General features: G+C 59.2%; 15 protein-coding genes. 8 read left to right on the plus strand and 7 right to left on the minus strand.

From position 1 onward, the window contains the following. Window positions 1–487: 487 nt before the first annotated feature. From FHT77_RS12920 to FHT77_RS12935, 4 genes are all read right to left on the minus strand, one after another. Window positions 488–1,687 (minus strand): mandelate racemase/muconate lactonizing enzyme family protein, encoded by a 1,200-nt coding sequence (locus FHT77_RS12920; protein WP_183755405.1) that lies wholly within the window; start codon window positions 1,685–1,687, stop codon window positions 488–490. 19 nt (window positions 1,688–1,706) lie between these two features. Then, on the minus strand, window positions 1,707–3,068 hold the full coding sequence (locus FHT77_RS12925) for a mandelate racemase/muconate lactonizing enzyme family protein (protein WP_183755406.1): 1,362 nt from the start codon (window positions 3,066–3,068) through the stop codon (window positions 1,707–1,709). 68 nt (window positions 3,069–3,136) lie between these two features. Then, window positions 3,137–4,303: a mandelate racemase/muconate lactonizing enzyme family protein gene (locus FHT77_RS12930; RefSeq protein WP_183755407.1), complete on the minus strand. Its 1,167-nt coding sequence runs from the start codon at window positions 4,301–4,303 to the stop codon at window positions 3,137–3,139. 55 nt (window positions 4,304–4,358) lie between these two features. Continuing rightward, the gene (locus FHT77_RS12935; RefSeq protein WP_183755408.1) at window positions 4,359–5,069 is read right to left on the minus strand and encodes a GntR family transcriptional regulator; all 711 of its coding nucleotides are present in this window, start codon (window positions 5,067–5,069) and stop codon (window positions 4,359–4,361) included. Window positions 5,070–5,272: 203 nt separating this feature from the next. Here FHT77_RS12935 and FHT77_RS12940 point away from each other — a divergent pair, with 203 nt between their 5' ends. From FHT77_RS12940 to FHT77_RS12965, 6 genes are all read left to right on the plus strand, one after another. Next, window positions 5,273–6,751, plus strand: coding sequence for a sugar ABC transporter substrate-binding protein (locus FHT77_RS12940; protein WP_183755409.1), 1,479 nt, complete (start codon window positions 5,273–5,275; stop codon window positions 6,749–6,751). A 73-nt stretch (window positions 6,752–6,824) separates the two neighbouring features. Next, complete coding sequence (locus tag FHT77_RS12945; protein ID WP_183755410.1) at window positions 6,825–7,784, plus strand: carbohydrate ABC transporter permease; 960 nt, start codon at window positions 6,825–6,827, stop codon at window positions 7,782–7,784. After that, on the plus strand, window positions 7,781–8,671 hold the full coding sequence (locus FHT77_RS12950; RefSeq protein WP_112660778.1) for a carbohydrate ABC transporter permease: 891 nt from the start codon (window positions 7,781–7,783) through the stop codon (window positions 8,669–8,671). The genes FHT77_RS12945 and FHT77_RS12950 overlap by 4 nt, the downstream gene beginning before the upstream one ends. A gap of 11 nt (window positions 8,672–8,682) precedes the next feature. Continuing rightward, window positions 8,683–9,780 carry an ABC transporter ATP-binding protein gene (locus FHT77_RS12955; RefSeq protein WP_183755411.1) on the plus strand — a complete coding sequence of 366 codons (1,098 nt, stop codon included), beginning with the start codon at window positions 8,683–8,685 and terminating at the stop codon, window positions 9,778–9,780. A 33-nt stretch (window positions 9,781–9,813) separates the two neighbouring features. Beyond that, on the plus strand, window positions 9,814–10,977 hold the full coding sequence (locus FHT77_RS12960; RefSeq protein WP_183755412.1) for a mandelate racemase/muconate lactonizing enzyme family protein: 1,164 nt from the start codon (window positions 9,814–9,816) through the stop codon (window positions 10,975–10,977). A gap of 21 nt (window positions 10,978–10,998) precedes the next feature. After that, window positions 10,999–11,742 (plus strand): ribonuclease activity regulator RraA, encoded by a 744-nt coding sequence (locus tag FHT77_RS12965; RefSeq protein ID WP_183755413.1) that lies wholly within the window; start codon window positions 10,999–11,001, stop codon window positions 11,740–11,742. Between the two features lie 134 nt (window positions 11,743–11,876). On the opposite strand, the gene FHT77_RS12970 is transcribed toward FHT77_RS12965, so the two are convergent. Further along, window positions 11,877–12,671 carry an ion channel gene (locus FHT77_RS12970; protein ID WP_183755414.1) on the minus strand — a complete coding sequence of 265 codons (795 nt, stop codon included), beginning with the start codon at window positions 12,669–12,671 and terminating at the stop codon, window positions 11,877–11,879. 206 nt (window positions 12,672–12,877) lie between these two features. Next, window positions 12,878–13,834, minus strand: a complete 957-nt coding sequence (locus FHT77_RS12975; protein ID WP_183755415.1) for a LysR family transcriptional regulator — start codon at window positions 13,832–13,834, stop codon at window positions 12,878–12,880. Between the two features lie 98 nt (window positions 13,835–13,932). Here FHT77_RS12975 and FHT77_RS12980 point away from each other — a divergent pair, with 98 nt between their 5' ends. Beyond that, window positions 13,933–14,760: an SDR family NAD(P)-dependent oxidoreductase gene (locus tag FHT77_RS12980; protein ID WP_183755416.1), complete on the plus strand. Its 828-nt coding sequence runs from the start codon at window positions 13,933–13,935 to the stop codon at window positions 14,758–14,760. Window positions 14,761–14,894: 134 nt separating this feature from the next. On the opposite strand, the gene FHT77_RS12985 is transcribed toward FHT77_RS12980, so the two are convergent. Next, window positions 14,895–15,407 carry an N-acetyltransferase family protein gene (locus tag FHT77_RS12985; RefSeq protein WP_312859747.1) on the minus strand — a complete coding sequence of 171 codons (513 nt, stop codon included), beginning with the start codon at window positions 15,405–15,407 and terminating at the stop codon, window positions 14,895–14,897. A gap of 88 nt (window positions 15,408–15,495) precedes the next feature. Here FHT77_RS12985 and FHT77_RS12990 point away from each other — a divergent pair, with 88 nt between their 5' ends. Then, window positions 15,496–18,441, plus strand: a complete 2,946-nt coding sequence (locus FHT77_RS12990) for a PAS domain S-box protein (RefSeq protein WP_183755417.1) — start codon at window positions 15,496–15,498, stop codon at window positions 18,439–18,441. Window positions 18,442–18,483: the final 42 nt, after the last annotated feature.

An 18,483-nucleotide genomic window follows, 5' to 3' on the forward strand; every position in this document is an offset into this window, starting at 1 on the left:
TGCTATCCAATCGCCGCTCTCGCCGGTGAAGTGTGCAGGGGTCAGACCGGAGTGACAGTTGGATTTCAATCAGACAGGGCCGGCAATCCGATGGATTCCGCCAGCGCATCATGGGGGCTGAACATCGGAGTATTGCCCGGATTATGGGTCGAAAAATGCCAGCAGAAGAGCGTTTTGCATGTGGCTCGTGGATATCCGGTCTTGAGTGCGTGCCGGCTCTTGCAGACGCACCACCATCCCTCGAGCGTCGCGTTGATAAGCTGGCAGGATGTCGGGACCCATAGGGTAGTATTTGTGGCGTCCAAGGAATTCGAATGTCGAAACAGGGGGGCGGTACCCGGGGGTAGCGCTCCGACCTATGCCGCATCACCGCTTTCGACGCCGCCTCGCCGGCAGTTGCCCATTCAAGTCGCCTCGTAGAAAGCTCCTCACGCATACGCGTCGAGGACGCTTTTTGCGTTTGGCCTCAGCGCCTGTGGAGTGAGGTTCAGTCGAAGAACCCCGAATCTTCCTCTCTGAGATATCTCCTGGCCCTTTCGGCGTCGATATCGAGCCCCAGGCCCGGCGCTTCCAGTAGGTCCACCATGCTGTCCTTCACGATCTGCGGCGGCAAGCCGATTACCAGATCCTCCCACCAGGGGTCGGAGGCGCTCGGATATTCGAAGGCGACGTAATTTGCCGGCAGCGTAGCGCAGACATTGATCAACGCGCCGAGGCCCAGCAGGCCGTTGGCGGTGCCGTGCGGTGCCATGAGGATCGAGTGCATGTAGGCGTGCTCGGCGACCCATTTGAGCTCTGCAATGCCGCCAATATCGGCTGGATCGGGGCCGATGACGCGCACCGCCTGCGTCTCGATCAGTTCCTTGAAATTGTGCCGCAGGTAGATCTGCTCTCCGGTGTGGATTGGCGTAGAGGTGGAAGTGGTCAGTTCCCGATAGGCCTGCGGATTGACCCACGGCACGTAGTCGCCTGTCAGCATATCCTCGAGCCACATCAAATTGTATTTTTCGACCGCGCGAGCGAATTTGATCGCATCGGGGAGCATCCAGCCCGGGCCGCAGTCGAGCGCCAGACTGACTTTGTCGCCCAGCACTTCCTTCATCGCGATCACGCAGTCGAGCATGTGATTGAAACCGCGTTCGCTGATAACGCCCTGGTCCATGGCACCGTGATAGCCGGCCTTCTTCTGCGTCACGCCGTAGTGGAAGCCCTCGATGGTGTCCTTCATGTTGGAGTGGAACGAGATGCCTTGTTTGATCATGAAGAAGTTCTGCGGCTGCTCCATCATCCACTTGACGTCAGCGGCGTAATCCTCCGGCCGATCGCCCGTGCGTTTCTGGCGAATCGAGCCGTTGTAGACGCGCACCTTGTCCCGCACCTTGCCGCCGAGCAGCTTATAGACGGGCACGCCCGCGGCCTTGCCCGCAATGTCCCAAAGCGCATGTTCAATAGCGCTCACCGCCGCGCCGTACGGCTTGAAAGAGCCGCGTTGGCGGATCTTCAGCATTACTCTCTCGACGTCGGTCGGATCCTCGCCGACCAGCGCCTCGCGGAAATGCAGCACCCAGGGCTTGAGATAGGATTTGGTGAATTCGACTTCACCCAAGCCATAGAGGCCCTCGTCCGTAACGATGCGGACGATCGGGTGTTTCCCGATAACGGCGCAGCGGAGATCGGTGATCTTCATCTTCGTTTTCCTTTTTGCCTCAGCTCCAGGTGCGATCCCAGGAATATTCATCGTCCCAGCGATCCGTCGGCTGCCAAATGCCGGTGACACCCGGTTGCAGATGCTGCGAGATCACCTCATCGACAACGTCGTCAATCCCCAGGCCGGGCTTGTCGGGAACTGTGATGAAGCCGTTCTTCACCAGCGGCTTGGGAAGGCCCGTGACGATATCGTCCCACCAGTCGACATCGGCGGAATGGTATTCAAGCGCCATGAAGTTTTCGGTCGCGGTCGCGACATGTGCCGCGGCCATCGCAGCGATTGGACTTTCCGCCATGTGGATGGCCATGGCGACACCCTTGTCCTGCGCCATGTCGCCGATCTTCTTGGTCTCGAGGATGCCCCCGCTGGTGAGCAGGTCCGGGTGGATGACGGCGACGCCGCCGCTGTTGAGCAGAGGCTCGAAGCCCTCCTTGAGGTATATGTCTTCACCAGTGCAGATCGGCACCGTGGTGGCGTCCTGCAGTTGGCGATATTGCTCGGTATACTGCCATGGGATCACATCCTCGAGCCAGGCTGGCACGTATTTTTCAATTCGCCGGGCAAGGCGAATGCCGTTCTGCATCGAGATATGGCCGATATGGTCGATGGCGAGCGGCACATCCATGCCGATGACCTCGCGAACCTCAGCGATGTATTGCTCCAGCAGGTCGAGGCCCTTGTCTGAAAAGTGGAGGCCGGTAAACGGGTGCTGGACGTTATGCAAATCGTACGCAGCGTTGCGCACACGCCGCTCTTCGATGGTCTTCAATGGCCCACGACTGGGATGGTCGCGGTATCCTTCCAGTGAGCCGGCAGGAAACACGACCGCACCGGGCACATCCGCAATCTGCATCAGTCCCAAATCCATCTTGAGGAAAGTGAAGCCGAGCTCCATGCGCTGCTTGAGGCGCTTTCCGGTCTCGGTGCCGCTCGGCACGGTGGCGTCGGTATCGCAGTAGACGCGCACTTTGTCTCGAAACCGACCTCCGAGCATCTGGTAAACCGGGACGCCATAGGCCTTGCCGGCAAGATCCCACAACGCGATTTCAACCGCCGATACGCCGCCGCCTTGCCGACCGTGCCCGCCGAACTGCTTGATCCGGCGAAACAGCCGATCGATGTTGCAAGGGTTCTCGCCAAGCAACCGGCTCTTCAGCATCAGCGCGTAAGTGGCGCTGGCGCCGTCGCGCACCTCGCCAAGCCCGACGATGCCCTGGTTGGTGTAAATCTTAAGCAGCACTGAGGTGAACGGCGCCCCGACAATTTCCGCTACCCGCATGTCGGTGATGCGAAGGTCGGACGGCTTGGAATACATGTTCACCCGATTGAGCGCCTCGTCGGCTCCATCTGCCTCTGGCATGATTTATCCTCGTTTTGGTGGGCGGGGCTCATCGCCGCGCGCGCTGGGGCGGCGTGGTGCGTTGCTAGTTAGTCCAGCTCTATCTCATGGTTTTGAAGGTAGTCGCGGTTCATCTCAACGCCGAGACCAGGCTTGGGCGTAAGCTTGAGACTGCCGTTCGAAACATCGAGCGGCCGGTCGATGAGGTGATCGTATTTGCCAAGGTTCCACTCCGACGTTTCGAGTTTGTAGAAGTTAGGAACGGTCATCATCACCTGTGCTCCTGCAACCACGTTGATCGGCCCTGCCGCGTCATGCGGCGAGACCGGGATGTAGTAGGCTTCGCACAGGGCAGAAATCTTCTTGAGTTCAGTAATGCCGCCGGTCCAGGTGACATCAGGCATAATGTAGTCAGCGAGCTTGTCTTCGAGCACCGGCACGAAATCCCACTTCGTGTGACCGCGCTCCCCCCACGAGATAGCGGCACTGACCTTCTCACGGACCTGTCTCAGCGCGTTGAGGCTCTCCGGCGGACAGGGCTCCTCGAACCAGTCGATCTGACCAGCTTCCTCGAGGCTCCGACAAAGTCGAATGGCGGTCGGGACGTCGAACCGGCCATGCGCATCGATGAGGATGTCGACATCAGGGCCCGCCGTTTCGCGGATGAGAGCCGTGAGTTCGGCGGCTTCGCGCTCATCCTTGCGGGTCATGCTGCCATCGAGGTAGCCGTCCCGCTGTTCGCGAGGCAGTCCATCGGCGGTGCGGCCTTGGTGGGGGAAGGGATCGAACTTGAGCGCAGTGTGGCCAGACTCGACGATGTCTCGAATTTCGCGGACCACAGCCTCTTTGCTGGTAAACTTAGCCTGGTTCGGGTGGGTGTAGAGCGCGATCTCATCGCGTAGCGGCCCACCCAACAGCTCGTAAATCGGCTTATCCAGGACTTTTCCTCGGATGTCCCAAAGAGCGATGTCGATGGCGCTGACGCATTCGACTGCGGCGCCGCGACTGCCCATGTAGGTGAAGCTGCGGAATATCTTGTGCCACAGGTACTCGATACGCGCCGGGTCCTCGCCCGTCACAGCGGCGCCGATCTGCCGCAGGATCGTACAGAGGGCGCGATTGGCGAGCCTTGTCGTGGTGGTGATCTCGCCCCAGCCGCTCACCCCCGCGTCGGTCGTCACCTCGACGAACAGAAACTCTCCCCAATAAGAAGCATCGGACTTGATTAGCCACGGCCGAACGCTGGTGATTTTCATATCAACTGCCTTTGTCAGAAGTGGTCGGGATAGCGATGTTGCGGGGCCAGGTATTTTATCCTGCCCGAGCGGCGTTACGCGCACGCATGTGTTCTAGGATGTGCCGGCCGGAGCCTTCGACATGGCGTGCAATGAGTTCGCCTGCCTCGTTCGCGTCTCCCGCTTTTACATGCTCGATGAGCTCGCGATGCTCGCGAAGGATCGCGGCGCGCCGAGCGAGCGTGAAGTCGAAACGCCGGCTCACGGCTCGAAGCACTTCGCGATGCTTCCACCAAAGCTCGGCTGCGTGGCGGTTGTAGTGCCTCTGGTACATTACGGTGTGGAAGGCGGTGTCCAGCTCGCTGTGCCTGACCGTATCGGCGAAGTCGTTCTCTTCAATCAACCCTTGGATGCGTTCGAGTTCAGCAATGTCCTCGACGGTGGCCATACTCACGAACCATCGCGTCAGTGCCGGCTCGATCAAGACTCCTATCTCGTAGATGTCTCGAACAAAGTCCTGATCAATAGGCCGGACACGCGCTCCGCGGTTAGGAACGAAGGTAACAAAACCTTCGCCGCGCAACAGTTGCAGAGCCTCGCGCACTGGGTTGGTCGAGGTGCCATGGCGCCGGGCGAGATCAGTGACGACAAGCCGTTCGTTGGCAGCGAGCCGCCCTTCGATGATGTCATCCCTGATCAGTTGATAAAGCGAGGCGCCCTCGCTGGAGGCCCCGATAGCGTCGATCCCATCGGGTGGCTGTGCTTTAAAATCGCTCGTTTCGGCCAAGACTGTCTCCAATCAATACATAGATTGCTCGGATATCACGCGATCTTTCCACAAACAATGTACGATTTCTCCGATTGACAGGCAATCTATGATCTGAAAACGTATAATCAGCTCGAACGGATACATTGGCGGCAACGCCCAGCCGGCGAGCAAAGACCGCTCGCCTCGAGGCAGAGCGGCATGGGAGAACCTGGAGGATGCCTATGACGAGGATTTCACTCGGAGGTGCCGTCCTGCGCGGCACTGTCTCCACTGCTTTGATGGTATCGTTGATGTCCGCGTCGGCGCTGGGTGCGTCGGTCGACTTGAGCCAGTGGTCGCCGCAATATGTGCGCTCCATTGCCGGCACAGAGAACTTCGACACGGCGGCCGATTGCGCCAAGGTCACCCCGCTCGATTACAAGGGACGACTGACTTTCTGGTATCAAGGCGTGTTCGAGGGCGACCCCGATCTCTTGCGCCAGTATTACAAGGAATTCTTCGAGACCTTCCGCAAAACCTACCCAAACATCCAGCTTGAGGAACAAGCCCTCACCTATAATGACCTGCTGGACAAGTTCCGGACCGCGCTCCTTGGCAATGCAGCGCCGATGGCGGTCCGCCTGCAAATCCTGGGTGGCACCGAGTTCGCCTCCAAGGGCTATTTGCAGCCACTGAAACCCGAGGACGTTGGATATTCGACCGAGGATTTCTGGCCAGGCGCAATGAAGGCCGTGACCTGGGATGGGGTGACCTACGGCATTCCCACCAACAACGAGACGATGGCGTTCATCTGGAACGCCGACGTCTTCAAGCGCGCAGGCCTCGATCCGGAGAAGGCTCCGGCAACCTGGGACGATGTCGTCAAGTATTCTAAGCAGATCCACGACAAGCTCGGCATATCAGGTTACGGCCTCGTGGCTCGCAAGAATGCCGGCAATACGCCGTACCGCTTCATGCCGCAGCTGTGGGCCTATGGTGGTGGCGTCTTCGACGAAGCAACCGCGAGCCCGGCCTACAAGGAAGTCGAGCTCAATAGCCCGCAGAGCAAGGCGGCATTGCAAGCCTCCTACGACATGTACGTTCGCGACAAGTCGGTTCCGGTTTCGGCGCTCACCAACCAGCAGGCCGACAACCAGCCCCTCTTCCTCGCTGGCCAGCTCGGCATGATGATCTCGCACCCGTCCGACTACAACGTCATGCTCGACCTGCAGAAAAAGGCGACGGACACGGACAAGGTCAAGGCGCAGACGGTCATCGACAACATGCGCTACGGCCTGATTCCGACTGGCCCGGACGGCAAGCGCGCCGTCGTGTTTGGCGGTTCCAACATTCACATCCTGAAGCCCGAATATGTCGAGGGCGGCAAGGTAGACGAGCCGGCTGCAAAGGCTATCATCTGCATGTGGACGAGCCCCGAATGGTCGTTGAAGATGGCCTATGCCGGCTCGAACCCGGGAAACCTTAACGGCTTCAAGACCAAATGGATGAAGGAACGTCTGGACAGCATCAAATTCCTCGATGTCACGACCTCGATGCTGCCATACGGTATCCCGTTCCCGGCACTGCCGCAGTCCCCCGAGATCATGAACATCATCGTCCCGGACATGCTGCAGAATGCCCTGACCGGAGCCATGACGGTCGACCAGGCAGCGGACGACGCAGCCAAGAAGGTAAAAGACCTGATGGACGGCGGACTCTAGTCCAAGCCTGAAGATCTGACCGGCTGCGCCCCGATCGCAGCCGGTTTGTTCCGACGAACAAGGGCACCGCACAGTGACGATCTTGACTGGCAAGGCCGAGACTCGCCGAAGACTGCAACCCGATAGGCCAGGCGTGCTGCAAAAGATCTGGGAGCATCGCGCTGACTACGCGTACGTGCTTCCGGCGATCGCCGTGATGCTCATCGTCATAGCCTACCCTATCTACTACACGATCGAGCTTTCGTTTTTTAATACGCCTCCCGGCCTGCAGCTCCGGGACAAGATTTTTGTCGGCATCGACAACTACATCGCCATCCTCACAAGTCCGGTGTTCTGGAAGGTCACCTCGAACACTCTTATCTGGACGATCGGGTCCACTTTCATCTCATTTGTCCTGGGGTTTGCCTGCGCCTTGGCGCTCCATCGTGACTTTATCGGCCGTGGCATCCTGCGCGCCGTCCTGATCATTCCCTGGGTCATCAGCGCGGTCGCCGCGTCCTACATCTGGAAGTGGATCTACCATTCGGACTTTGGGATCATTGGCGCGGTGCTGGTCGGCCTCGGATTGGCGGACCGGCCGCCGAATTTCATCGACAGCGTCAGCACCGTGCTGCCCTCGCTGATCGTCGTCAATATCTGGCGAGAGTTTCCGTTTGCCATGATCATGATGATGGCTGGCCTGCAGACGGTTCCCGACCAGTTGCTGCGCGCCGCAAAGGTGGACGGGGCCAATGCATGGCAGCGATTCTGGCACGTCACCTTTCCGCACTTGAGAAACGTCTCGACGGTGACGATCCTTCTGCTTGCCGTGGCCAACTTCAATTCGTTCATCATCCCCTGGATCATGACCGGCGGCGGGCCGTCGAACGCCTCGCATATCTGGATCACCCACATTTATGAGCTCGCCTTCGGCCGCCAGCGCTGGGGAGTGGCATCGGCCTATTCGGTGCTGCTGTTCCTGATCTTGATGTCGCTCGGTTACTTCTACGTCCGTGCGCTGAGCGGCAACGAGCAGAGGGATGCGAGCGAATGAGCACGATTGCCGAGACTCCTCATCGAGACCAGGGGCGTCGCCGCATGCGCATCGATGGATGGCGGTGGGGCGGACGCATCTTCCTTGTGTTCATGCTGCTCTACACTGCATTACCGATGATCTGGATGCTGATCACCTCGATCAAGTCCGGCTTCGCGGCCATGCAATTCCCGCCGCAATGGTGGCCGGACCAACCCACGCTCGCCAGCTACCAGAAGCTGCTCGATCCGCAAAACAGCGTCGGCCAGGACTTCCTGCGCTTCTTCTGGAACAGCCTTTTCGTCTCGACCGCCACGACCATCCTTTCGGTGATCGTGGCAGTTCCTGCGGCCTACGCGTTTTCACGCTTTACCTTCCCGGGGCGGAACTTTCTGTTCTTCGCCGTCTTGCTTCGCAACATGTTCCCGGCAGTGATCTTTCTCGTGCCGCTCTTCATCCTGATGCGCGCGATCGGGCTGGTAAACACGCATGGGTCGCTCATCCTCACCTACCTCACATTCGGCCTGCCGCTGGCAATCTGGCTCCTCAAGGGCTTCTATGACAACATCCCGGTGCAACTCGAGCAGGCGGCGCGCATCGACGGCGCAACGCGGTTCCAGGCCTTTGTCCTGATCGTGATGCCGCTCTCGGCGCCAGGAATCATTGCCACGGCGATCTATTCCTTCATCGGCGCATGGAACGAGTACATCTACGCCTACACCTTCCTCTCCAAAAACGAGCAGTTGACGCTACCGGTCGGCATCCAGCGCTTCTTCTCGGAGAATACGACGGACTTTCCGGGCCTGATGGCGGCCAGCTTCATGATGAGCGTGCCTGTCGTAGTCCTGTTTCTCGTCCTGCAACGATACTTCGTACGTGCCCTCACGGAAGGCGCAGTCAAGCACTAGGGGAGTTGCCGTTGGCCCACGTGGTCCTCAAAGATCTGGTCAAGACCTATGGCAGCTTCAAAGCTGTCAACAATGTTTCGCTGACGGTCAACGACGGCGAATTCGTTGCGCTTGTCGGCCCGTCAGGCTGCGGCAAGACAACCACGCTCAATCTTGTGGCGGGGCTCATCCCCATCACATCTGGCGACATCGTCATCGGCGACCGGGTGGTCAACCACCTGGATCCCAAGGACCGGGATATCGCAATGGTGTTCCAGAACTACGCGCTCTATCCGCAGAAATCGGTCTACAAGAATCTCGCGTTCCCGCTGCAGATGCGCAAACTGCCAAGGGACGAGATCGACAAGAAGGTCAAGGAAGCAGCGCGAGTGCTCGACATGACGCAGCTGCTCGAGCGCAAGCCACGCGAACTTTCGGGCGGGCAACAGCAGCGCGTGGCCCTGGGCCGTGCCCTTGTTCGCGATCCGGCGGTATTTCTGATGGATGAACCACTCTCCAACCTCGACGCAAAGCTGCGCGTGCAGATGCGGTCGGAGATCAAGCGTTTTCACCAGGACCTCAAGGCGACGATCATCTACGTGACGCACGACCAGCTCGAAGCGGTAACCATGGCCGACAGGATGGCGGTGATGAACGGCGGCTACCTGCAGCAATACGATTCGCCGGCGCAGGTCTTTGCCCACCCGGTCAACATGTTCGTCGCCAGCTTCGTCGGCAGCCCGGCAATGAGCCTTGTTCCGCTAGAGGCATCAACGGCAAGCGGAAACACTGTGTTGACCAGCGCGGAGGGCTGGCGTCTCGAGCTCTCGCCAAATAACGCCCGGAAGGTCGAAAGGGCCAAAACCAGGAAAGTCGTGCTCGGCGCACGTCACTCGACAATCAAGCTGCACAAGAGTGCGATGCCCGGAAGCGTCCCTGCCAAGGCCTACACGGTAGAGCCGACCGGAGATGTCACCTTCGTTCAAGCGTTTCTGTCCGGCGCCATCGTCAATGTCAGCGTGCCGCCGACCATCGCCGTCGCGCCCGATGAACAGATTTGGCTTGAATTCGATCAGGAGCGGATGCATCTGTTCGACGGTGAAACAGAAATGGCCCTCAAGGCCAACTGAGACCAAGCGGATGCGTGTGAAACGAGGGCGTGGATGACCACGAAGCTTAAAATTACGAGGATCAAGCCCTATCCGGTATGGGTCGGAACGCGTAACCAAATGCTGGTCAAGGTCGAGACCGACAACGGCCTCTTCGGCTGGGGCGAGAGCGGCTTAAGCGGTCGCGAGATGGCCGTGGCCGGCGCGATCGAGCACTTTCGCGAGTTTCTCATCGGCCGCGACCCGATGCAGATTGGTCGGATCTGGCAGGAACTCTACCGCAGCCAATACTTCGAAGGCGGGCGCGTTCTGCAGGCGGCGATTTCCGCAATCGACATTGCCCTTCACGACATCAAAGGCAAGGCGTTGGGGGTGCCGGTCTACGAACTGCTGGGCGGCAAGCAGCGCGACCGCATTCCTACCTTCGCCTCGACCGGAGATGAAGCCGAGGGCGACGTTGCCATTGAACGAGCTCGCGAGCTACGCGCGCAAGGGTGGCAGGTGATCCGCTTCTTCCCCATCGGGCAAAGCAGCAAGGACATCTTTGAGCCGCGCGAGTCGATTGGGCCCACAGCAACCATGCTGAACAAGGCGCGCGAGGCGCTGGGCAACGACGTCGTCCTCGGCATCGACTATCATCATCGGCTGTCGGTGGCCGAGGCGGCGAGCTTCAGTAACAAGCTCGGCCGTGGCGTGCTGGATTTCCTCGAGGAGGCGATACGAGACGAGACACCCGGGGCCTACGAATCCCTGCGCACGATGACCGACATCCCGTTCGCCATAGGCGAGGAATTTGCCAGCAAGTGGCAATTCCTGCCCTACATCGAGCGTGGCATCCATCAGTTCAACCGGCTCGATGTTTGTAATGTGGGCGGGCTCACCGAAGCGATGAAGGTCGCGGGTTGGAGCGAGGCGCACTATGTGGACCTGATGCCCCACAATCCCCTCGGGCCAGTCTGCACGGCCGCAACCATCCACCTCGCCGCAGCGGTGCCGAATTTCGCTTGGCTCGAGACCAGGGCTCCCGAAGCAAAGCTGGGCTTCGATAGTTCCGACTTCTTCCCCGTGCAGCCACGCCTCGACGGCCCCAACTACCCGGTCAGCGATCTGCCGGGGCTCGGTGTCGAGGTCAACGAAGAGGCGGTCAAGGCGGAGAGCTTTCGTTTCTGGGAAGCGCCTCACCTGAAGCGCCGCGACGGTTCTGTCACAAACTGGTAGTTTCATCCACCGGAGTCTAAAATGACGCATACGCCCGACATTACGCGACCGCCCAAGGAGCTGATCGACGCACTGAAGGAAATCGGCGCCGCGACGGTTGCCGGCACACTTGGCCACATGGGCTTCCGCAATCCGCACATGGTCGGTCCCGTGTCGCAGAACCGCGGGAAATCGATCGTCGGGCCGGCCCTGACGCTTCAATTCTTGCCGCAGCGACCGGACCTCTTCAGCGAGGGAGAATATGCCGATCCCGAGACTCAGTTGCACCGCCACGTGCTCTATCACGCGCAAGAGGGCGATGTGGTCGTGGTCGACGCCCGCGGCGACATGAGTTCGGGCGTCTTCGGCGATATGATGTCGACGTATTTCAAGGGCAGAGGCGGCGCCGGCATCGTGATCGATGGGTGCATGCGCGATCGGCCCAATGTCGAGAAGCTAGATCTCTCCCTATGGCTGCGCGGCTGGACGCCCAACTATCATGTGCAGACCAGCATCTATCCCAATGCCGTCAACGTCCCGATTGCCTGTGGTGGTGTCACTGTAATCCCCGGTGACATCATCGTCGCAGACGACGACGGGGTGGTCGTGCTTCCAGTCGCAATGGCCTCGAAGGTGATCGAGGAATCGCAAAAGCATCACGATTGGGAGGAGTTCTCGCGAATGAAGCTTATGGAGGGTGGGTCGTTGCAGCGCTACTATCCACTGCATGACGATGCCCGCGGAGAGTACGAGGAGTGGCGCAAAACAAACCGCTTCGAGAACTGAAGCCAGCCTATTGATTGCGGTGGGCCCAACACCTTCCGGTGTATAACCGACCTACAGAAAAGTCGAATTTCGCCGTGGCGTATCCGCTTTTCGATTCCGCAGTCGCCATCGGATGCTCTGGATCGCCTGCAGCCTTACGAGCCCTCGTCAGGAATGTTTAGGATTTCGCCGCAGGCCTTGCAGTGAACGGCGTCCGCGTCATGTCGCAGTAGTCCACATCGGTGGCAGGCATATGTGACCTTATGGGGTCGGACCACCGCCTGGGCCAGTCGGACGAACAGCGAGATGCCAACGATCATCGTTACGACGGATGTGAGCTTTCCAACAGTGCCGGGAAGCGTGATATCTCCGAAGCCCGTCGTCGTCACGGTCGCGACCGTGAAATAAAGCGCGTCGACGAACCCTTCTCCCCCAACTTTGTCGTAGAAGAACGAGGTATAGACGAAGCCGGTGATAAGGAAGAGGAATACCATGAAGTTGATGATCGCTCTCACAACATCGAGAAGATGAACGTAGCCCGCCCTGCTGAGAGCTTCCTTGATCAGCGGACTTCGACCGATCGCCCAAAGTCGAAGGACTCTGAGGAACGCGAAATTAAACAGCAAATCCGGGAAGGCGAGGGTTGCCAGGACGACCACGTCAATCCACGTCATTGGGCGAAGGATCCATTGGCGAATGGATGGCGCCGCAATCGCGCGGGCGATCATTTCCACTGCGATCCAAACAGCGATAGCGTAATCGATAATGAGATAAGAGGGGCCTGAACGGAGGTATGGCCCCAAGATGAAGAAGGCGAGGATAGCGATATCGACAAGAGCAAACGCGGCCTGTAGCAAAAATGCTTGCCGGCCGTCGGCTCGTTCGATCCGGCGCAGACCCTGCTTCAAATCCTTTCGGTGCGTGCCGTCCCCGACGTCGAAGATGCCCATAGTCGAAATCTAGGCTCCTAGGCATGGTCATCAAGTCTCGGTATTTGAGATTGCGGACGCTGCGGTCGTCTGCTTTCGGTTCGAAGTGGTCATCCGGCCGTTAGAGCATAGAGAAGATTGAAGCGATCGACTTCCAATATGCGTCTGCGTTACCTTCACTCGACGGCGGTCGCACGTCGAAGAGGCGCGCAAACTCGTCCGTTCGCTCAAACGACAACCTTTGCTTCTCGTGATAGGCCAGCATCGGGACCTGATCTGACGGCATCAATGAACGCTCGCAGGGCAGGCGCCATCTGCCGCTGCTGCGGGTAGCAAACAAACCAACCCGGGAACGGTGCGGACCAAGCTTCGAGGCAACTGACTAGCCGCCCTTGCCCAATATAATCCGCTACCGTGTCCTCGACCGCAAATCCTATTCCTACCCCTTGAAGCGCAGCATTCAACGCCGTCTCCTTGTCGCTCAAGATGAGGGGACCGTTGACGGCGACGCTGAACCACGCGTCGTTTTCGAAGAATTCCCAGGCATAGGGCGCCTGATGTCCAGGCCAGCGCCACCGTACGCATCGGTGGTGGACAAGGTCACGTGGATGCTCGGGGCGACCATGCTGGCTGAAATAGTCGGGTGTCGCGACAGCCAGTTGCCGCAATTCGGGCCCCAGACGGACGGCGACCATATCTCGTTCGATGACCTCGCCGATCCTCACCGCGACATCATAGCCGCCAGCCACAATGTCAACCGTCTCATCATCGATCGTGATGTCCAGCACGATGTCGGGATAGCGTTCGGCAAAGCTCTTGAGGATTGGTTGGATATGCTTCTGCGCGGCCGAGCGGAACGCGTGCACACGGACAGTGCCTGCCGGCCGCTCGCCAGCAATCCTTGTCTGTGCGAGGGCGTCCCCCAGTTCGAACGCCGCCGGTCGCACCCGTCGGAAGAGGTTCTCGCCAACCTCCGTCAATGACACGTTGCGCGTCGTTCGGTGAAGAAGGCGCATTCCGACCCGCTTCTCGAAGCTGCGGATCATCTGGCTGAGTGCCGACGGCGATACGCCGAGCACCTCAGCGGCACGGCTGAAACTCAAGTATTCGGCAACGGCGATGAAAGCGCGCATTTGGTTGTAGTCGTTCCCCGCCGGGAGCCTGTCTGCCAACATGTCTTGCATTGTTAAGTCCACCTAACAAGGACATTTACTTTTTTGCGGATTATACAGCGCCAGGCGGTGTGGCAAGCTCCTTCCTACCGAAAGCAAAGGAGCATTTCATGACCACTTGGTTCATTACCGGCATTTCACGCGGGCTTGGAAAAGCGCTGGCCGAGGCAGCGCTGGCAAAGGGCGATACTGTCATTGGCACGGTCCGGGGAACCGATCGGCCGGTAGAGGACGGTTCGGGTCGTTTGCACGTTCTTTCAGCCGACCTGAGCGATGGTGGGACCGCGGAGACTGTCACCCGCCAGGCGTTTGAGATCGCGGGTCAGATTGATATCGTCGTCAATAACGCCGGTTACGGCCTGCTTGGCGCGCTCGAGATGGCCGCCAACGAGGATGTCACAAGACTTTTCGCCGTCGACGTCTTCGCCCCATTTCGCATCATCAAGGCTTCCCTGCCATATCTGAGAGCGCAGGGACGTGGTCACATCATCAATATAACGTCCGTCGCAGGCCGCGCGCCCGGTGTCGGGACCGCGATGTACTCCGCCGCCAAGGCAGCCCTTGAGGGCATGTCCGCAGGTCTTGCCTCGGAGGTCAAGCCTTTTGGCATTAAAGTCACCGCGGTCGCTCCGGGTGCCTTCCGAACCGATTTCCTGTCGGCCCACTCAATCCGCAAGAGCGACGCCGCCGGTGAAGCCTACGCTGAAACAATCGGGAAAAGTTCGGCGGCCTTTGACGCTGCCGATGGCCGGCAGGCCGGCGATCCGGTCTTGGCCGCGGAGGCGATCCTGGAACTCGTGAACTCTGACAACCCTCCTCTTCATCTCCTGCTGGGAAGCGATGCTCTGCGTCGCGCACGAAGCAAAATCGATCAGGTCGTCGAGGAGATCGACGCATGGGAGGCCATCACACTGCGCACTGATTTCGTAGAGGCATAAAGAGGCAGTTTCAACCCGATCCGCCATGTAACGCATGGCGGTACAACAAATAGTTCGCCCGTGCTCAAGTGGAGGGCGACGAAGGCCGCGACGTCACTCGTGTCGCGCTCCGTCAGCGGCTTTGGAATTGCGCCTTAACGGGTGGAGAGCGGCGGGGGAGGTGGCGGCGCGGTCGAGCCAGGACCGAGCGAGCGCTGAACCATAGCACTGTCTGCCCAACGGCCGTAGCGATAGGCGACTCCGCGCAGCAGGCCGACGCGAACGAAATTGAACCGTTCGTGCAGCATGAGCGAAGCAGTGTTCTCGGCGTCGATATAGCCAATCATCTGCCGGAAGCCGGCGGCGGCACAAGCGTCGATCAGGTCGTGCATCAGCAGGCGACCGATGCCTTGGCCGAGGTGGTCGTGATGAACATAGATCGAGTGCTTGACGGTGTGGCGGTAGGCAGGTCGCTTGCGAAACAGGACGACGTAGGCATAGCCTACAACCGCGCCGTCCTTGATAGCGACACGATGCGGAAAGCGGCGGCTCTTCAAGTTCCTGCGCCGCTCGCGCAAATCGTCCGGCTGAGGTGTGTCGCCGTCGTCGTTTGGCTTGATCCGTGCTGCCCAGCGCGGAATTGCGATCCGACTTCTCGCCTGCCTCACGAAGTCTTTGAGTGACGCCCCGTTCGCTCAGGAACTGCGGAACCATTTGGAGCAAGTAGCGTTGTATATCGTTTCGATGGGGGACTTCATGGTTACGGAGGCTTGCTCGGTTCTCGATGCTCAGGAACAGCGCGCCGCTTGGAAGGTTTTTGATGAAAGCGAGGCGCATTATCGTCGGATTTTCGATGGTGCCCATGTTGCATTGTGGGATCAGGACTTCTCTCGCCTGGTAGCACGATTGGAAGAGCTTCGCGCAGACGGGGTTGACGACATACGTGGCTACTTTCAAATGCATCCCGAAGCGACAGCGGATGCGGTCAAATTGGTTCACGTGCGAGACGTAAATGTCTACGCCATGGAGCTCTTCGAGGCTCACGACAAAGTCGAGCTTACCGGTGATCTGGGCGCAACTTTCCTCCCAGAAACGTCGGAAGTTTTCCTCGACGAGATCGTCGCCCTCTGGGAGGGCCGCAAGCGCTTTGAGAGCGAGGCTCATGTCCGTACGCTCAAAGGGCAGCATCTCGAGATCCTCCTGACGATCGCCTGGGAGGGCAAAAACTGCGAGCATTCGCTTGTCAGCATTCTCGATATTTCCCGGCAAAAGGCGGTACAGCGACGCTTTCAAACGCTCAACAATGTAGCGCACATTGTGTCGAGCGACCTCGAACTGGAACGAGTTGTCCAGGCAGTGACTGACAACGCAACGAGCCTCTCGGGTGCCGAATTCGGCGCCTTTTTCTACAATCTCAATGACGCAAAAGGCGAACGATTGACGCTTTACACGCTCTCAGGGGCGCCGAGGGAAGCGTTCGAGAGGTTCGGAGTGCCGCGTAATACAAGCGTCTTTGAGCCTACCTTTCGCGGGGAGGGCATCGTTCGCTCTGACGACATCAGGAAGGACGCGCGTTACGGGCACAACGAGCCGCATCACGGCATGCCCAGGGGACACCTACCAGTCGTGAGATACTTGGCGGTTCCGGTGGTATCACGCAGTAGCGAAGTCCTGGGCGGTCTTTTTTTCGGCCATAGCCGGCCGGGTGTCTTTACCAAGGAAACTGAGGAGATCGTGGCCGGGATCGCTCCACATGCTGCGATGGCAATTGATAACGCCCGCCTCCTGCGCACCGTTCAAAATGAACTTGAGCATCGCCAACAGGCGGAACTCGCGGCCCGGCGGCTGGCTTCTATCGTGGAGTCTTCGCAAGATGCAATCATCAGTAAGGGCCTCGACGGCATCATTACGAGTTGGAATCAAGGAGCCGAACGGCTGTTTGGTTACACGGCCGCGGAGATCGTTGGAAGACCGGTTACAACGTTGTTCCCCGATGAGCTGATTGCTGAAGAGGCGGATATCATCGATCGCATCCGACGCGGTCAGCGGATCGAGCACTATGAAACCGTTCGCGTGCACAAGGACGGAACGCCTGTCGACATCTCGCTCACCATCTCTCCCGTTAAGGATGCGGAGGGTCGGATTGTCGGCGCGTCGAAGATCGCCCGCGACATCTCCGATCGGAAGCGCGCCGAGGAAGCTTTGGCGCAGCGAACGGCGGAGCAGGCGGTGCTCCATCGCATGACGGACCGCCTGTATCACGGGTCAGAGCTGCAGCTTGCCTTTGATGCTGCCCTCGATGCAATCACTAGCGCGTTGGGATGCGCTCGAGCGTCGATCTTGCTTTTCGATGACCAGAAGGTGATGCGCTTCGTCGCGTGGCGGGGCTTGTCACAGGCATACAGGCACGCTGTCGGCGGCCATTCCCCATGGACGGCAGAAACAACCGATGCGACGCCGATGTATGTGTCGACCCTCGACGAGGCCGATCTGACAGCGGAGTTGCGAGCGACTATCGAGGCGGAGAAGATCGGCGCGCTCGCATTCATCCCCTTGTTCGGTGAGGGGAGGGTGATTGGGAAATTCATGGCCTACTACGACCAACCGCATACGTTCAGCACGGAGGAGGAAACTGTCGCCGTAGCGATCGCTCGGCAACTCGGCTTCGCCATACAGCGGGTTAGTTCCGAGCAAAGCCGCCTACGTGCGGAAGAAGAACTGCGGGAGAGTGAGCAGCGACTGCAGTTGGCCCTTGAGGCTGGAGGTATGGGCGCTTGGGAATGGGATCTCACCTCTGGCAAGATCATCTGGTCGCCAGGATTGGAGTTGATCCATGGACGTCAACCTGGTTCTTTCGACGGGTCGTTCTCTGATTTCAAGCGAGACATCCATCCGGAGGATATCGCCGAGGTCGAGTCCGCTATCCATACCGCCGCGGCGAAACGAGAGCCCTATCACGCCATTTACAGAGCGCTGCTTCCGGATGGAGAGCAACGGTGGCTGGAAGCCTTTGGTCGTTGCTTCGAGGAAAGCAACGGCGCGCTGAAGAAACTTAGTGGCATTTGCATGGACATTACTGCGCGAAAGCAGGCCGAAGAGCAGCGAGAGATACTCATTGCCGAGCTCAGCCATCGTGTAAAGAATACGCTCGCTACGGTCACTGCTATTGCGCGGCAGTCTTTCTCCTCCAGTGCAAGGGAGGACTGCCGCTCCTTCGAGGCCCGGATCAGGGCACTTGCCCAGACACATGGAAGGCTTGCTGAGACAGAGTGGTCCGGCGTGTCGTTGCGGACCATCCTTGATGACGAGCTATCACCCTTCCGGCGCGAGGACGGCCAAAACATACGTATGGCTGGTCCACTCGTTTCCCTACCGCCAAAGCCCGCTCTGGCACTTGGTCTCGCCTTCCACGAACTAGCCACCAATGCGGCAAAGTATGGCTCGTTCAGTGATGCGAGTGGTTATGTTTCGGTCGACTGGGAACTGCACGACGACGGGTTGCGGATCCAGTGGACTGAGCATGGCGGACCTTTGGTCGATCCACCGACGCGGTCGGGATTTGGCCGACTACTGCTAGAAAAGATCCTTGCCGCTGATCTGAACGGAAAAGTGGACATCGAGTACGACAGGCAAGGAGTTCGGTGTTCATTGTCGCTGCCGGTTCGCGATCGTCTCCAAAGCCGCCGGCGAGCAGCGGGTTAGGGTGTATTGTGCCGAAGTCTAGCGATACACCACGGCGAATAC

The organism is Rhizobium sp. BK181 (assembly GCF_014193305.1).
Taxonomy (GTDB): Bacteria; Pseudomonadota; Alphaproteobacteria; order Rhizobiales; family Rhizobiaceae; genus Rhizobium.

What these genes read in the sequence shown, in the direction of transcription:
- FHT77_RS12920 (WP_183755405.1), bottom strand. Translation starts at nt 1,687, where the DNA reads ATGAAGATCACCGATCTCCGCTGCGCCGTTATCGGGAAACACCCGATC.
- FHT77_RS12925 (WP_183755406.1), bottom strand. Translation starts at nt 3,068, where the DNA reads ATGCCAGAGGCAGATGGAGCCGACGAGGCGCTCAATCGGGTGAACATG.
- FHT77_RS12930 (WP_183755407.1), bottom strand. Translation starts at nt 4,303, where the DNA reads ATGAAAATCACCAGCGTTCGGCCGTGGCTAATCAAGTCCGATGCTTCT.
- FHT77_RS12940 (WP_183755409.1), top strand. Translation starts at nt 5,273, where the DNA reads ATGACGAGGATTTCACTCGGAGGTGCCGTCCTGCGCGGCACTGTCTCC.
- FHT77_RS12950 (WP_112660778.1), top strand. Translation starts at nt 7,781, where the DNA reads ATGAGCACGATTGCCGAGACTCCTCATCGAGACCAGGGGCGTCGCCGC.
- FHT77_RS12960 (WP_183755412.1), top strand. Translation starts at nt 9,814, where the DNA reads ATGACCACGAAGCTTAAAATTACGAGGATCAAGCCCTATCCGGTATGG.
- FHT77_RS12965 (WP_183755413.1), top strand. Translation starts at nt 10,999, where the DNA reads ATGACGCATACGCCCGACATTACGCGACCGCCCAAGGAGCTGATCGAC.
- FHT77_RS12970 (WP_183755414.1), bottom strand. Translation starts at nt 12,671, where the DNA reads ATGGGCATCTTCGACGTCGGGGACGGCACGCACCGAAAGGATTTGAAG.
- FHT77_RS12975 (WP_183755415.1), bottom strand. Translation starts at nt 13,834, where the DNA reads ATGCAAGACATGTTGGCAGACAGGCTCCCGGCGGGGAACGACTACAAC.
- FHT77_RS12980 (WP_183755416.1), top strand. Translation starts at nt 13,933, where the DNA reads ATGACCACTTGGTTCATTACCGGCATTTCACGCGGGCTTGGAAAAGCG.
- FHT77_RS12990 (WP_183755417.1), top strand. Translation starts at nt 15,496, where the DNA reads ATGGTTACGGAGGCTTGCTCGGTTCTCGATGCTCAGGAACAGCGCGCC.